The 15737-nt window shown below is 69.8% G+C and carries 12 protein-coding genes; 2 read left to right on the forward strand and 10 right to left on the reverse strand.

Going from position 1 to position 15737, the window contains the following annotated elements; translation table 11 throughout:
• Positions 1-28: 28 nt before the first annotated feature.
• The 8 genes from AC4BGC_RS17160 to AC4BGC_RS17195 form a co-directional block, all read right to left on the reverse strand.
• Positions 29-679, reverse strand: a complete 651-nt coding sequence (locus AC4BGC_RS17160) for a histidine phosphatase family protein (protein ID WP_490556866.1) — start codon at positions 677-679, stop codon at positions 29-31.
• Between the two features lie 17 nt (positions 680-696).
• Positions 697-1764 (reverse strand): phosphotransferase family protein, encoded by a 1068-nt coding sequence (locus tag AC4BGC_RS17165; protein ID WP_490556868.1) that lies wholly within the window; start codon positions 1762-1764, stop codon positions 697-699.
• Positions 1761-2603, reverse strand: a complete 843-nt coding sequence (locus AC4BGC_RS17170) for an SDR family NAD(P)-dependent oxidoreductase (protein WP_490556870.1) — start codon at positions 2601-2603, stop codon at positions 1761-1763. Before AC4BGC_RS17170 ends, AC4BGC_RS17165 begins: the two co-directional genes overlap by 4 nt.
• Positions 2600-3847: an acyl-CoA dehydrogenase family protein gene (locus tag AC4BGC_RS17175; RefSeq protein ID WP_490556873.1), complete on the reverse strand. Its 1248-nt coding sequence runs from the start codon at positions 3845-3847 to the stop codon at positions 2600-2602. The genes AC4BGC_RS17170 and AC4BGC_RS17175 overlap by 4 nt, the downstream gene beginning before the upstream one ends.
• A gap of 28 nt (positions 3848-3875) precedes the next feature.
• Entirely contained in the window at positions 3876-5570 is a 1695-nt protein-coding gene (locus AC4BGC_RS17180) for a DUF4012 domain-containing protein (protein ID WP_490556875.1), read from the reverse strand.
• Between the two features lie 108 nt (positions 5571-5678).
• Complete coding sequence (locus AC4BGC_RS17185) at positions 5679-5999, reverse strand: LPXTG cell wall anchor domain-containing protein (RefSeq protein WP_490547209.1); 321 nt, start codon at positions 5997-5999, stop codon at positions 5679-5681.
• 148 nt (positions 6000-6147) lie between these two features.
• Complete coding sequence (locus AC4BGC_RS17190; protein ID WP_490556877.1) at positions 6148-7686, reverse strand: hypothetical protein; 1539 nt, start codon at positions 7684-7686, stop codon at positions 6148-6150.
• Positions 7661-8386, reverse strand: a complete 726-nt coding sequence (locus tag AC4BGC_RS17195; protein ID WP_490547207.1) for an ABC transporter ATP-binding protein — start codon at positions 8384-8386, stop codon at positions 7661-7663. The genes AC4BGC_RS17190 and AC4BGC_RS17195 overlap by 26 nt, the downstream gene beginning before the upstream one ends.
• Before the next feature lie 380 nt (positions 8387-8766).
• On the opposite strand from AC4BGC_RS17195, the gene AC4BGC_RS17200 reads away from it, so the two are divergent.
• Positions 8767-9678, forward strand: a complete 912-nt coding sequence (locus AC4BGC_RS17200) for a PASTA domain-containing protein (RefSeq protein WP_490556879.1) — start codon at positions 8767-8769, stop codon at positions 9676-9678.
• A 173-nt stretch (positions 9679-9851) separates the two neighbouring features.
• Positions 9852-12203, forward strand: a complete 2352-nt coding sequence (locus AC4BGC_RS17205) for a VWA domain-containing protein (protein WP_490557201.1) — start codon at positions 9852-9854, stop codon at positions 12201-12203.
• Positions 12204-12208: 5 nt separating this feature from the next.
• Here the strand turns inward: AC4BGC_RS17205 and AC4BGC_RS17210 are convergent, their stop codons facing one another.
• The gene (locus tag AC4BGC_RS17210) at positions 12209-13642 is read right to left on the reverse strand and encodes an outer membrane protein assembly factor BamB family protein (RefSeq protein ID WP_490556880.1); all 1434 of its coding nucleotides are present in this window, start codon (positions 13640-13642) and stop codon (positions 12209-12211) included.
• 13 nt (positions 13643-13655) lie between these two features.
• Complete coding sequence (locus tag AC4BGC_RS17215) at positions 13656-15623, reverse strand: hypothetical protein (protein WP_490556881.1); 1968 nt, start codon at positions 15621-15623, stop codon at positions 13656-13658.
• Positions 15624-15737 lie beyond the last annotated feature (114 nt).

A 15737-nucleotide genomic window follows, 5' to 3' on the forward strand; every position in this document is an offset into this window, starting at 1 on the left:
GACGGGACTGTCTCGGACTACCCGATTCTCAGCGGTAGGTCAGGACCTCGGGTACGCCGTCGAGGTGGCCGTGCTCGTTGAAGCTGACCATCGTGGTGCCGCGGCGGCCGGTGACCAGGCGGGTGAGGCCTGAGTTCACGCAGACGGGGTTCAGCCGGCGCCACAGCTGGCGGGCCATCGTGGGGTCGGCGGACAGCAGCGCGGCGGTGGCCCAGGCGATCGGTCCCCCGCTGCTGAACACCAGCGCGGTGCCGGACCCGACCTGTTCCGCCGTACGCCGCAACGCCGCATCGACCCGACCGGAGAAGTCGGTGAACGACTCGGTGTAGTCGTGGTCGTACTCCCCACCGGTCCAGCGGTCGGTGGCCGCCTCGAACCACTCCTGGAACTCCGCCTTCGTCGGCGAGCCTCCCTCGAAGGGGGCCTTCAGCTTGCCCAGCATGGAGACGTGGTCGAACTCGTCCCAGTCGGGGTCCACCGCGGTCTCCACCGAGACCGAGAGCTCACCGAGGCAGGCCTGCGCGGTCTCCCGGTGCCGGCGCATCCCGCCCACGATCGCGACGTCAGGGACGATCCCGCGCGCGGCCAGGGACTTGCCCAGCAACCGTGCCTGCTCCCAGCCGGTCTCCGAGAGCACGTCGTAGTCGTCGGATCCCCAGGACGCCTGGCCGTGCCTCACGAGCAGCAGCTGACCCACTACTGCGAGCCGCCGATGATCGCGTTGCAGCGCTGCTCGAGGTGGTTGGCCGCCGGACCGAAGACCGCATAGGCCTCGTTGGTGGTCTGCTTGTGGAAGTAGCGGTAGTAGATCTGCTGGGCGATCACCCCGAGCCGGAACAGCCCGTAGACCTCGTAGAAGCGCCACTGCTCGGGCGTCAGGGAGTAGCCCGTGCGCTCGCAGTAGTAGTCCACCACCTCGGCCCGCGACAGCATCCCGGGCAGGTTGCTGGGCTGCCGCCGGAACATCCGGAAGAACTCCTCGTCGTCGTCCTGGACCCAGTAGGCCAGGGTCCCGCCGAGGTCCATCAACGGGTCGCCGACCGTGGCCATCTCCCAGTCGAGGACCCCCACCGGACGGGTGGGGTCCTCACGGTCGAGCACGAGGTTGTCGAAGCGGAAGTCGTTGTGGATCAGGCAGCTGGCGACGTCCTTGGGCTGGTGCTCGTCGAGCCAGGCCATCACGGTCTCGTAGTCGCCGATGTCCTCTGTGTGGGCGTCACGGAAGCGCCGCGACCACCCGGAGATCTGCCGCTCGACGTACCCCTCGCCCTTGTTCATCGCCGCCAGCGGCGTGGAGTCGACGTCGATGCCGTGCAGGTCGATCAGCACGTCGAGGGCGTTGGTACACAGGGTCCGCGCCTGCTTCTCGTCGAGCTCGACGCCGGGCGGGAAGTCGCGCCGCGGGATGATCCCGTCGACGCGCTGCATCACGTAGAACTGCGCGCCGATCACCGACTCGTCATCGCACAGCGCCACCATCTCCGGCACCAGCGGGAAGACGCCGGCGAGCCCGTCCTGGATCCGAAACTCGCGCCCCATGTCGTGGGCGCCCTTGGCCTTCTGCCCGCTCGGCGGCCGCCGCAGGATCAGGTCGTGCGACCCGTCCCGCAGCGAGTAGGTCAGGTTGGAGGCTCCGCCGCCGAACTGCCGCACCTCGACGTCGGGCCCCAGCTCGGTGCCCTGCTCGGCCAGCCACGCGCGGACCGCGTCCACGTCGAAGCTGTCCTCGTCGCGCACGTCATCTGCGCCCTCGATCTGGCTCACGTCACTTCTCCACCCATCGCGTTGAGTCGCTTGGCCTGCTTGCGCATCACCTGGTCGTACGCCGCTCGGTCGGTCCGCTTCAGCTCGTAGGCCGAGCGGGCCGCCTCGTCGGGGATGATCAGCTCCTCGCCGCGCTCCATCCCCTCGAGCACCGCCGCGGCGATGTCGTCGGGACCCAGCGGGGCCTTCGAGACCAGCCCACCGATCATCTGGCCGACGGCGGTGTCGGCGCCCTGCATGTTCTCGATCAGCCGCGTCCTGAAGTACGACGGGCACACCACCGAGCAGCGGACGCCGTACTCCGCGAGCTCGTGGCCGGTCGTCTCGCTGAGCGCCACCACGGCTGCCTTCACCGCGTTGTAGGAGCCCATCCCGGCCGGGTGCACCAGGCCGGCGAGCGAGGCGACGTTGACGATGTGGCCCGTGCCCTGCCGCTTGAACATCGGCGTGAACGTGCGGGTCCCGCGGACGACCCCGAACAGGTTGATCTCGGTGATCCACTGCCACTCGTCCATCGTGGCGACGTCGAGGCGGCCGCCCCCGGCGACTCCGGCGTTGTTCACCAGCACGTCGAGACCGCCCCAGTGCTCCTCGACCCAGGCCAGCGCCGCGGCCCAGTCCTCGTCGGAGCGCACGTCGAGGTTGACGTAGTCGGGTCTCGGCTGTTCGCTCGCTGGCGCTCGCTGCTCGACCACCGAAGGGGCGTCGCTCGCTGCTCGACCACCTAGTGGGTCCGGCTCGTTCAGGTCCCCCACCAGCACGTCATCGCCGCGCACCAGGAACGCAGCCGCGAGCGACTGACCCAGTCCGGAGGAACCTCCGGTGACGAGGACCCTCACTGGTGCTTCGCGATCTCGAGCCGGGCGACGACGCCGCGGTGCACCTCGTCGGGGCCGTCGGCCAGGCGCAGCGCCCGCGCGTTGGTCCACATCGCCGAGAGCGGGACGTCGTTGGACAGCCCGCCGCCGCCGTGCAGCTGGATCGCCATGTCGATGACCTGCTGGGCGACGTTGGGCACGATCACCTTGATCTGGCTGACCTCGCTAGCCGCGTTCAGCGGGCCGCCGACGTCGAGCTTCCAGGCGGCGTTGAGCACCAGCAGCCGGGCCTGGTCGATCGCGATCCGGGCATCCGCGATCCGCTCCCGGTTGCCGCCGAGGTTGACCAGCGGCTTGCCGAAGGCGGAGCGGGACAGCCCGCGCTTGATCGCCAGCTCGAGCGCCATCTCGGCCTGTCCGATCAGCCGCATGCAGTGGTGCACCCGGCCCGGCCCGAGGCGCCCCTGGGCGATCTCGAATGCCCGGCCCTCGCCGAGCAGGATGTTGTCCTTGGGCACGCGGACGTCGTCGAAGCTGACCTCGCCGTGGCCCACGGGCTCGTCGTAGATGTTCATCGTGGACAGCAGCCGCTCCACCTTGACCCCGGGGGTTTCCCGCGGGACGAGCACCATCGTGTGCCGGTGGTGACGGTCCGCCTCGGGGTCTGAGAGCCCCATGAAGATGAAGATCTTGCAGTCCGGGTGACCCACGCCGGTCGACCACCACTTGCTGCCGTTGATCACGACCTCGTCGCCGTCCACGACGGCGGTGGCCTCCATGTTGGTGGCGTCGGAGGAGGCGACCCCGGGCTCGGTCATCGTGAACGCGGACCGGATCTGGCCGTCCAGCAGCGGCTCGAGCCACTCGGACTTCTGCGCGTCGGTGCCGTACTTGAGCAGCACCTCCATGTTGCCGGTGTCCGGCGCGTTGCAGTTGAAGACGTACGGCGCCAGGAACGTCGCCCGGCCCATCTGCTCGGCCAGCGGGGCGTAGTCGGTGTTCGAGAGACCCTCACCGCCGTGGGTGCCGTACTTCTCGGCGTAGTGGCCCGTGTGCTCCACGGGCAGGAACAGGTTCCACAGCCCCTGCGCACGCGCCTTGGCCCGGAGCTCCCCCATGATCGGGGACTCCGCCCAGGTCCCGCCGGCGGCTGCCTCGCTCACCTGCCGGTGGTACTCCTCGGTGACCGGCTCTATCTCGTCGGTGACGAACGCGGAGACCAGCTCGATGAGTTCTGCGGCACGCGGTGAGGGGGCGAAGTCCATGTTCAGGACCATACCCACCAATGGGGGTTCAGATGCAGGCGCTCTTGGCCCCGAAAGCGTTGATCGTCCGGCGCATCCCGGGCGTCCACTCCAGGACCGGGTTCCCTGCCTGGCCCGGCCGGGTCTGCAGCTCGACCAGCACCTCGGACTTCTTGCCCGGCGGGATCTGGAGACGCACGGTCCACACCTCCCGGCCGTGGTGCTTGCCGGGATCGACTTCCGCCGCACGTCCGTCGACGCTGATCGCGGTGAGCTTCCCGCCCAGCGGGGCGTAGATCCGCAGGAAGAGGCTGTTGGTCCCCTTCGGCGCCACCGTCCCGGTCCCGGCGATGTAGTCGGAGAACTGGGAGACCGGCTGCGGCACCGAGGAGGTCAGCTGCATCCTGGCCACCAGTCGCTGGCTGCGGTCGGGGGCGCAGCTCACGGCCTCGAGCTGGCCGCCGTAGTCGAGGAAGTAGTTGATCTTCGCGACCGAGTAGTCGTTGAGGTACATCCCGACCTGGGGGTCCGGCCCGGTGTCGATCGGCAGCCGGCCCGAGACGTTGCCCCGCTCGAGGACCCGCTGCTCGGCCTGGTGCCGGCTCCACACCAGGAACCGGCGGTCCTGGGCCGCGGCGGAGACCCCACGGACGAGGGACGGTACGTCGCCACGGCCGTTGATCAGCGCGTCGAAGATCGACCCGCTGGCGGCGGCAAAGTACGCGTTCTGGGTCTCGGGGTCAGGCAGCCGCTTGTAGGCCTCGTGGAGCACGTTGGCCACCACGTTGCCGGCGGTGAACTTCTCGCCACCCACCTCGATCGGGCCGGTGACCTCCAGGATCTGGGAGAGCGCGATCGGGTCCACCGAGATGACCCCGTCCACCTTGATCCCACGTTCGCGGGAGACCATCGCGCTGATCAGCTCGGCGGCCCGGGGGAAGTCCGGGGTCTGGTTCGTCTGTCGCATGTCCAGGCCGAGGTCGGGGCCGTAGAGGTCCCGCTCGTCGCCGACGACCGGCAGCACCGGCTTGGTCAGGATCGGGAAGTCCGCCGCCGAGCCACGGAAGCCCTGGTGCAGCTTCCCGTCGCGGGCGCTGATGATCGACAGCGCCCCCGGCAGGCCTCCGGTGGCACGCAGCTCGGCGGTGTTCTGGGCCACGAGCACGTAGTTGCGGGCCCCGTCGCCGCCGAGCATCGCCGGCAGCACCCCGGCCACGGAGGCCGCCGACCCCATCGCCCGGTCCAGGTCGGCCATCCGCAGCCGCAGCTCGGTGGCCGGTCCACGCAGGGGCGAGACCAGCCGTCGCGGCTCCAGGGAGGCCAGCCGGCGGTTCTCGGTCGCGATGCGGTCCGCGGCCCCGGTCAGGGCCGGGATGACCCGGCGTACCTCGGCGAGGTCGACGCGACCGTCCCGCTGCTGGAAGGTGCCCTTCTGGGCGTCGGCCACGACCTCGAGGGCGGCCGGGAGCGAGTCACCGGCGATGCCGTCGAGGGCCGAGGCGATCAGCTGCACGGCCTCGACGTTGCCTCCGACGAGGGGGAGCCCGGAGGCGAGGTCCCACAGCGGGTTGGCCGAGGAGCGGTGCGCGGTCTCGGCGCTCTCCCGCAGGCCGCGCAGGGAACGACGGGCACTGTCGAGGTCGCCGGCGGTGAGCTCGGTCTGCGCCCGGGTCGCCTGGGCCTTCGCCTCCCGCAGGGCGAGAGTCGTGCGCGCCGCCTGGAACGCGAACACGACCACCGTCATGCCCAGGAGGGCGAGGCAGACGAGGGCCGCTACCCGCTTGCGGTTCGGGCGCGACGAAGGGCCCGGGGCGCGCTCGTCCCGGGCCTCGACGTCTTCAGCCAAAGGTTGTCAGCTGGTCTGGCGGCGGCGGGCAACCACCACGGCTGCACCACCGGCGGCGAGCAGCAGGACGCCACCCGCGAGGACCGTGCCGTCGGGACCACCGGTGCTGGGCAGAGCGCCGGCGACCGAGGAGTCGACGGTGCTCGTCGCGGCGGGCGGCGAGACCTGGGTGTTGAACTTGGGGGGCGAGACCACGGTGGGAGGCGTCACTGCACCCGGCGGCTTGGGGCCGGCGACGTAGGTGTCGGCATTGGCCGTCCCGACGAGGCCGAACGTGGTCAAGCCGGTCACGAGGGCGATGGATCCGCCAGCGATGATCTTGTTCATGGTTCCCCCATAGATAGAGACTTGATCGCTCAAGTCCCGGAAGGATGGCACAACCACCGCTGATCAGGCCCCTTTCATCTCGGCTGCCGACACGTCTGGTCTACATGTGTTGAACGTCACGGTAGGTAAATCAGGACAAGTCGTGGTATTAGCCACCCGAGACGACGGACACCACGCGCGACCGCACCACCGGATCCTGCCACTGCTGGGCGGAGCGCTCCAGCCGCCACCCGGACCAGGTCACCATCAGCACCGCGACGGCCAGCGCGTAGCGGACGTCGTCGAGCTCGGCGAGGCCGGAGAAGATCAGCCCGGTCACCGTCGTCACCAGGGCCAGCCTGGTGCTGTACCCCGCCATCACCACCGGTGGTGCGGGCGTGGCACGGGCGCTGCGCAGATCGACCGCGAACGGCCGGGCGATGCTCCATCGCATCCCGGCGCCCACCACCTGGGCGGAGACCACGGCGGTGGCGCAGAGCAGGGCGGTCACCTCCCCCGCCGTCGGGCGTCCGGCTCGCAGCGAGGCCAGCACCACCGTGACCGCCGCCGAGCACAGCAGCACCTCGAGCATCACCACGGCCTTGGCGTAGAAGACGGTCCGCGGACCGATCGGCAGGCTGTCGCGCCACAGCGCCCCCTTGCCGTCCAGGCACCACGTGTTCACCCCGAAGAGCAGCGCGGCACCGGAGGCCACCAACCCGGGAAGGATCGTCAGCATCTGCCACTCGAGGTCGCCGGCGAGCGCGACCGCACCGGGCATCAGCGCCAGCACCATCAGCCCGCGGCGCAACGGCACCGAGCGCCACACCGCGGCCCGGTCGATGCGCAGCGTCATCGCGAAGTCCGAACCGGGCAGCCGTCGGGCCGGGTGCCGGCCGGACTCCAGGCGCAGCTCCTCGCGCATGGGGCGGTGCAGCGCCCAGCGTGCGGGCAGCGCGCCCAGCACCACGGCCACGAGACCCAGGACCAGCAGCGGGAGCACCCCCGACCACCACGCGGTCCACCGGGCGGCGTGCCCGTCCAGGACGAGCTCGAGGATCCGCCGGGTCGGGCTGCGGTCGAGCAGGGACGTGACCCGGCCGGTGACCACGAGGGCGCCTGCGGACAAGGCGAGCACCAGCACGAACGCGCGGAAGACCGCGATCCCGTGCCGGCCGCGGCGTACGCCCTCGGCCAGCCAGCCCACGACCTGGGCCAGCGCGGTCGCCGCGAGGATCCACAGCACCACCGGCAGCAGGTAGGCCCACCACCGTTCCGGGCCCAGGGCGTAGGAGGTCATCCCGAGCAGCGCCCAGGCCTGGGCGATCCAGGCGATGTTCAGCGGCGCGAGCAGGAGGGCGCCGAGGTGGTCGGTGGTGGCCGAGACCGGGAAGGCCACCGCCTGGTCGCGGGGGATGATCTCGCGGCCGCCGGCCGAGGCGACCGCGGTGATGGCGGCCAGGACGAGGAATCCCAGGGACAGCGAGGGCAGGACCGCCAGGATCTGGCCGCTGCGCTCGCGGGGGGTCTCGCCGCCGAGGTAGGCAGGGACCAGCACCACCAGGACGGTGAGCAGCGCGACGAGCCCGCCGGCCAGCCGCATCCGCTGACGTCCGGTCCGCGAGAGCCCGGAGCGCCGGAACGCCAGGACCGCGGCGAGGTCCTCGCGGCTGGTGCGCAGCTCAGTCCAGGAGAGCGCGGTAGACACCGGCGCCCTCCTCACCGACGAGCTCCGCGGCGCTCAACGCGGCGACGGTCGACCCGCCTCGCAGGACGAGCGCGTTCTCGCAGGCCTCCATCGCGAGGTCGCGCAGGTGCGTCGAGACGAGTACGGCGGCGCCCCGGGCCCGCGCGTCGGCGATCACCTCGAGGGTGGCCTCCACCCCCAGCGGGTCGACGCCGTCGAACGGCTCGTCGAGCAGGAGGACGGAGGGTTCGTGGAAGGTGGCCAGGATGACCGAGAGCCGCCGGCCCATGCCGTGGCTGAACCCCGAGGTGACCCGGTGGGCCGCGTCGCCGAGCTCGAAGCGCTCGAGGAGGTCATGGGCGCGGGCCTCCCAGCCCTCGAGCCGGCGCAGGCGCGCGGCGAGCTGGAGGTGCTCCCACGGGGTCGCCCGCGGAACCAGGCCGCCGACGTCGGGGCAGTAACCGGTACGCCGCTTCACCGCCAGCGGGTCCCGGCCGACGTCAATCCCGTCGACCTCGACGCGGCCCTCGGTGGGTGGGATCACCCCGGCCAGCACGCGCATGGTGGTGGACTTGCCGGCGCCGTTGCGTCCCAGCAGCGCGGTCGCCCGGCCCGCCTCGGCGCTCAGGTCGATCCCGCGTACGGCGGCCACGGCGCCGAACCGGACCCACAGGCCCTCGATCTCGACCCGCGCCTGCCCGGTGTGCCTGGCCTCGTCCACCCGCCCAGTCTCACTGAGAGCATGGCCATCCATGCCCGAAATACAGCTATTTGCGGATCGCGGTGTCCATTCCCCCGGATTTGGGACGGACATCACCCCCTGAATCCCCTTACGCTGGCCGCGCCCCGCTGTTCCCAGGAGGATCGCGCGTGACGTTATGCCCGAGCTGTGGCTCTGAAACTCGGCCTGGTGCTCCCTTCTGCCGCGACTGTGGAGCGGCCCTCCCCACCGAGCCAGCTCCAATCGCGCCAATCCCGGCCGAGGAAACGCAGAGCGATCTCCCACCGCTCGCAGACCCGGCGCCGGAGGAAGCTGGAAGTGCCCCAAGACTCGGCGTCAGGCGGGCATTCGCCTTCTCCGCACTTTTCCTGCTGCTGGCCGTGGCCGGCAGCGGCATCCTGCTCGGCTGGTGGCTGGCCTCGGACCGCAGCGAGGCCGAGGCGTCGTCGTTGCCCTCGACCAAGCCGGGTCCCACGGCCGGGCCGGCCACTCGCACGATGCCCGATCTCCGGGGCATCAACCTGAGGGACTCCCGCCAGATCCTGGCCGACCTAGGCCTGGCACCGAGCTCGATCACGGTTACCCAGCAGCCCGCGGCCGGCGAGACCGGAGTCGTACTGACCCAGGACCCGGTCTACGGTTACGACGCCACGGGGGCGATCAGGCTGGTGGTCTCGACCCCCGCCAAAGTGCCCGGCATCCAGGGAAGGCAGGCCACCGCCGTGCTCGCGGAGCTCGCGCAGCTCGGTGCCCAGGCGGAGACGGTCTCGCGCTACGTCCCGGGCGCGGTCACTGGCCAAATCTCCTCGATCGAGCCCGGCTCCGGCTCCGCGCTGCCGGAGAAGGTGCGCGTCGTCATCGCGACCGAGCCCGGAGACGTGGACCTCAGCCTGGTCGATTCCCTCGACGGTGGCTGCTCGCCCGACGAGGACCTGGCCATGGACACCCAGACCTTCGAGACCGGCATCACGTGCAGCGCCTACCTCGGCGAGGCTGTCGATCAGAGCTACGTCGTCAACCGTGGAGCAGACCTCGTGGAGGGAGTTCTGGGGGTGCCCAACGACTCTGAGCCCTCCGAGCGGGTGCGCCTGCAGGTGCTCGCGGACAACCAGGTGATGAAGACCGTCGACGCGGCGTACGGCGCCCCGACCACCTTCTCCGCCAAGGTCACGGGCGCTCTCCGGATCACCCTCAGGTTCACGACCCGCTCCGAGTCCGCCACCGCCGGGATCGGACGTCTCCGCGTCGTGGGTGACCCCACGGCCCTAGAGGCCCTGACCGAGGAGGACTGAACGTGGTCCGCCGGTCGATCCGGCTCACCCTTGCGTTCCTGTTGTGTTGCCTGCTCGGCAACCTCCTGGCCAGCACTGCACCCACGGCCATCGCTCAGACCACCCCCCAGACCGCCATCGCGGCCCTCGATCCGCGGGCGCAGGACGAAGGGAGGGCCAGACCCCTGCTCATCGTGCTCGACACTTCCTCGTCGATGGACGAGGACGACGGCACCGGCACGGTCAAGCTCGCCGGGGCACAAGCGGCCCTGACCCGCGTGCTCCGGGAACAGCGTCCTGGCTCGATCGTGGGGCTCTGGACCTTCCCGAACGACGGCGACTGCGGGTCTGGCGCCAGTGCCATCGACATGGGGCCGCTCGACCAGAAGGTGATGATCCCGGCGATCCGAAAGCTGAGCGCGAGCGGCAACACCCCCACGGGCACTGCCCTGCGCGCCTCCGTGGACTCCGTCAAGGGTGAGTACGACGGCGCCACGGTGCTGCTGATCTCCGACGGTCTGCACACCTGTGAGCCCGACCCCTGCGAGGTGGCGAAGGAGATCCGAAGTGAAGGCTTCGACCTCACCGTCTACCCGGCGGGCTTCCAGACCTCTGAGGAGGGACTCACCGAGCTCCAGTGCATCGCCGACGCGACCGGAGGAGAGGTCTACGAGGCCCAGGACACCGACCAGCTGAACCAGGTCGTGACCGAGGCGACCGATACGGAGCTGACACTCGACATCGAGGGGATGCCCTCGCGCGTCCCGGCCGGTGGTGCGCGCCGCGTCAAGGTGACTGTCACCAACAACACCGCCCAAGACATCTCCAACGTCCGGTTGGCACTGAACTTCGCCAACGCCGACGGCAGCACCGGCCAACAGCTCATCCCGTCAGCGCTCCCGCCCAGGCCGAGCCTGGGAAACCTGAACGCCGGCGCCTCCAGCTCGCACACCTGGCTGGTCGGTTTCAGCCGCCAGGGTGGGCCAACGGGGTCCGCGAAGTACCGCGTGACCACTTGGGGGGTCAATTCTCAGCCTGTCTCGACGAGCGGTGAGGTCCAGGTTGTCGACGCCGACCAGACCCTCTCCGATGCCTCTGGAATCATCGGCGACCTCAAGGGCAAACGCATCGCGATCCTAGGGGACTCCTACTCCTCCGGGGAAGGCGCCGGCAGCTACCTCGACGGCACCCTGGCCAAGGGGAACGGCTGCCACAAGTCGATGAACACCTACCTGGCCCCGCTGTTCCAGAAGAAGAACGTCGAGTTAATCGCCTGCAGCGGAGCCGTGACCCGCTACGGCTCACAGCAGAAGTCCAAGAACGCTGTGCAGGAAGAGCAGGTCGCGACGTTCGCCCGTCGCACGAAGGAGGGTGGGCCCGTCGAGGCCGCCTTCATGACGATCGGCGGCAACGACATCGGCTTCACCGACATCATCACTCGATGCGTTCTTGGCCATCTGAGGCCGACCATCACCGGCCGCGCCGAGGTGACCACCACCTGGGACACACGTTGCTCCGACGACACGAGCTGGGTCAAAGGAGTGAGCTCGACGGTCAACGGGTTGGGTGCCGACCTCGGGGAGACCTACAAGCAGGTCTATGGCGTCCTGAACTCCGACGCAGCCGTCAAGAAGCGAGACGGCCGGGTGGCGCCGCTCTACGTGCTGGCATATCCCCAGGCTTTCCCGGAGTCGCGCTACAACTCGACGTGTGGGGTCGTGGGTTTCGTCTTCGACAGCCAGGAGATCGAATACGCCAACCAGCTCGTCGACGATCTGGATGGGGCGATCCAGGACAAAGTCGAAGAGATGCACGCGCGCGGCTACCGGATCCAGATGATCAGGTCGACCCAGGAGGCCTTCCTGCCGAACAACACCATGTGCCCCCGCCCGGGCAACGAGCGCTTTCTCGTCTCCCCGATCGGCTTCGACAAGCAGGTCGGCACAGATGAGAAGAACGAGCGTTTCCACCCGACGGCCAAGGGCTACCGCGCGGAGACCAATGTCGTGATCGCCTCCTCAGGCAGTCTCGACGAGAGTCTTCCGGCCGGTGTGGCCGCGTGGCGGATAGGCACGACAGGCCAGGCGGGCGGCATCCGTCAAGCCGTGACCCGGCTGACGGATCGGATCGCCAACATTCCCGACACCCTGTTGCTGGACCTGGGCAAGCGTCGTTTCTCCCCGGAGAACGTCGACGTCCGGGCCGGCCAGACGGCGACTGTCCGCATCAGTGGCGGTGCCCCCGGGAGTGACGTCAACGTCAGCGTCGCCTCGCGCAATCGCCCTGCCGGCCAGGTCGAGCTGGACGAGAAGGGCAACGGAGTCGCCACGATCTCCTTCCCCCGGGACCTAGAACCCGGGGCCCACCACCTGCAGGCCATCGGGTTCAACGCCGGGCAGAACCCGGCGATCGCCGTCGTCGGGGTCGATGTCGCGCGAGCCCTGCCGCCATGGTTCCTTCCTCTCCTCGCCGGCGTGTTGCTCAGTCTCGCGCTCGGGCTGGTGCTGCTCCGCCGAGGGCTCCGGGCCGCCATGCAGGTTCGCTGAGGCACTTACTCGTAACGAGTCAGTGCCTCCCCGTCGTCCTCGTTGACGAGCAGCGCCCGGTCACCCGTCCAGACCTGCCCGGTCGAGGAACTGTGGTCGAGGGTCCACTGGACCTCGCCCGACGTGTCGTAGGAGCGAGTGCGCTCCTCGTCAGTGACGTAGAACCCGCCGGCCACGGCGCGGACGTAGGAGTCCTCGTCCTGCGGCAGGCTGCCGATCGACTCGAGCGTGTCGTCGTAGAGGTCCCCGCCGGACATGCTGAACAACACCTCGTCCCCTCCGCTGACGAGCACCGAGTCGGGGGAGAAAGCACTGTCGACCTTCTGCGAGGCACGTTCGCCGTCCTCGCCGATGACCTCCACGGTCGACTCGGGATCCTCGTCCTCGTCGTCGTACTCCGTGCGCACCGACACGAACGCCTCCGCCAGTGGCATCAGGAGGTCTGGCTGGCTGCCGGTCGGCGACGCACTCTCGTCACCACTGCCTGCGTCGTAGAGCGCCACCCCCTCGGTCGAGCCGACCGCGACCAGCTGGTTCGTCGCCGCGACCGTGGGACTCCCCTCGTCGTCGTCGGCGGTGTCGGCGACGCCGGCCGTGCTCCACTCCACCTTGCCGGAGTCGAGGTCCACCCGACTGAGGTCACCGTCGTCCAGGACGTAGGCGGCGTCGTCGGTGAGCGCATAAGTGTCGCCGGACACGGTCCAACGCGTGTCGCCACTGCGCTCGCCGACCATCCGCAGCTTCGAGCCGTTGCTCACCAGCACACCCTGCGTGGGCTCGAAGCTGTAGAGGTAGCCGAAGTCCGAGGCCCACAGCCGGTCGCCCGAGTCCGCGTCGTACGCCGACAGCCCGCCCGAACCCTCCTCCCCGTCGGTCTGGCACACGACGACGTCCCCCGAGGGCGTGAATGCTGGCTGGCAGGGGCCGTCCACGTCCTCGTGCCAGCTGAGCTCGCCGGAGTCGTCGAGGGACCCGACCCCCGAGCTCTCCTCGCCCGCCCACGAGACGACCGTGCGCGACTCCTGCGCCGCGACCCCTACCACGGTGCCAGCGTCCGGGGGCTCGAACGTCCACGCCTTCGACGGTTCCGACGTCACCGCTCCGGACAGCACGCTCGGTCCGCCGTACCCGACGACGAGCCGATCGTCCGAGGACCCGCCGCCGAGCACCCTGGTGCCGACGAAGGCAGCGCCCACGAAGAGGAGCACCACGCCTGCGATTACCAGCCACGCTCGGGTCGTGACGCGGCGTCGCGTTCCGGCCTGCGGTTCCGGAGTGACGGCGGTGGCGGTGGCAGGCGTGGGCGGCGCCCCCGCGGGGTTCGCGAGGGACGCCTGCGCTGACGCTGCGAGTCCCGAGGCCGCCACCTCGGCGCCGCAGCTCGCGCAGAACCTGCCTGTCCCGGACAGCGCGTTGCCGCAGTTCGTGCAGTAGGCCATCGAGATCCTCCGGTCAGGAAAGGGTGAGTGTGAAGCTGGACGAGGAGCTTCCGTAGTTGTGGACCTCGACGGTGTAGCGGCCACTGGTGTCGGGTGTGAAGGTGAGCAGCTCCTCCCCCTCGTAGGTGTCGTCGGTGGTATCGCCGTCGACCGTCAGGCTGATGTCCTCGTCCGCACTGCCCGTGATGGACACGGTCTCCCCGGCCACGAGCCGCATCCCCACCGAGACCGTGTCGTCGGAGTCCACGGTGCCGGAGTACGAGGTGCCCCCGTCCTCGAAGGAAGGACCGGTGGGCACGAGGTCCACATTGTCCGAACGCACCACCACGACGTATCTGCCCGAGAGGGTCTCGTCGTAGAAGTCGTCCTCCCCCTTCGGGTCGAGGACCTCGTAGTCCTCGTCGCCGTTCCCGCCGTAGTAGGTGTTGTCGAAGTCGACCGTCCACGCCCCGGCCTGCTGCCCCGGCACCCGGGACACCTTGGCGCCCCGAGCCGCGGGCCTGGGGTCGAGCACGTCGACCTCGGCCTCGAACGAGGTGGCCTTGGCCTCCTCGACTTCGAAGTGGACGCGGTAGGTGCCGGACTCCTGCGCGACGAACGGCCCCCAGTGGTCGTACCCGCCGCCGATCCGTGAGTCGGGGTCGTAGACGCCGCCCTCGTAAGCGTCGGACGTGATCACCACGACCTGGCCCCGCTTGGCTTCGACGTTCGCCACCAGGATTCCCGAAGGGCTCGTCTGCAAGCTCTGCTTCTGGCCGGTCTGGAGGGTCGTGGTCGGCTTGATCAGGTCTGGAAGGCCGAGCTGACTCAGAGCGAAGTCCTCGGGCGCACTCTCGACGAGCTCCTTCCCGTAGGCCACCGCCGTGGCGAGGGGGTCCACCTGCCAACCTTTGCCTTCCTTGCGGAGCATCACGTACCACGAGTCGACGCCCGTGAGTCGCTTGCCGGTGTCGTTCAGGCAGGCCCGGTCGCCCCCGGCCACCAGGCAGTCGTCGTCGACGCCGACCTCGGTGGAGTCGCTGTCACCGTCAGCGCTTCCGCTAACGTCGACGGCGAGTCTGTTGATGCTGAGCTTGCCCCGGTCTCCCTGCTCATCAAAGTCCGTGTCCAGCCCACCTTGAGCGTCGAGGTCGACGTCCACGCCGTACTGCTCGATCAGCTCCGAAGCAAGATCGGTGTACGCCGCCAGGACACCGACCTCGTCCCTGGGCAGTGCCCTGAGGACGTCGCCGGGGTCGTCGGAGGAGACCGCACGAAGGACGGTTCGCACCGCGTCCTCAGGGTCCTCGGCGACCGTCGGCTCCTGGTCCTCGACCTGGCCGATGGCGGAGTAGTCGGCATCGTCGAGCTCGTTCTCTTCGATCACGTACTCCGCGGCCGTGGCGAGAGGTGACACGTACCAACGGCCGCCCTCCTCGACCGCGGTGACGAAGGGCCTCGCCCCCTGACCGCTGTCGAGCTCGTCGAACACCTCGTCGAAGTCGACGTTCCACGACTTGCCTTCGGGGTAGCGCTGCGCGAGCGCACCCAGTCGCTTGGGCAGCTTGTCGGGGTCCAGGGTGACCTCGATCGTCGCCCCCGTCAGGTAGACGCGTGCGGCGTTCTCGTCGAGCTGGTCGACGTCGGTGGTGACGTCGGTGAGTGCAATGTCGAACGCGTCTATCGCGCTGCCGTCACCGCCACTGGCGAGGCCGGACTTGGACAGGCGCTTGCGCAGGCTGCCGTAGAGGTCGTCGACGCCCTCGACCTCACCGGGGCTGAGCATGCGCAGGGCACCGACTCCGTCCTGCTCGGCCACGGACTCGAGCAGCCGGGTAGCCGCCTCCTCCGGCGATCCGGCCCCACCCCGGTCAGCGAGCAGCTTCCAGCCGAGCAGAGCCAGGCCGAGCACTGCCAGCACACTGACCGCTGCAAGGGAGATGGTGCGCAGCAAGTGGCGACCGGAGCGGGGAGCCGAGGCTTCGAGCTCGGGCGCGTGCACGTGGGTAGGGGAGTCAGGGAACGGCTGGTTTGCGGCGTGGGGCGGTGGTGGGGTCGCAGCGTGTGGCTGCGGGTGGACCGGGGTGTGCTGCGGCTCGGCTCTCGGGCGCGGTCG

It is taken from the genome of Nocardioides sp. Z38_18 (assembly GCF_058215695.1).

Bases quoted from the DNA above. Each gene is read 5' to 3' on its own strand.
- AC4BGC_RS17175 (WP_490556873.1), bottom strand. From the start codon at position 3,847: ATGGACTTCGCCCCCTCACCGCGTGCCGCAGAACTCATCGAGCTGGTC.
- AC4BGC_RS17180 (WP_490556875.1), bottom strand. From the start codon at position 5,570: ATGACGGTGGTCGTGTTCGCGTTCCAGGCGGCGCGCACGACTCTCGCC.
- AC4BGC_RS17185 (WP_490547209.1), bottom strand. From the start codon at position 5,999: ATGAACAAGATCATCGCTGGCGGATCCATCGCCCTCGTGACCGGCTTG.
- AC4BGC_RS17210 (WP_490556880.1), bottom strand. From the start codon at position 13,642: ATGGCCTACTGCACGAACTGCGGCAACGCGCTGTCCGGGACAGGCAGG.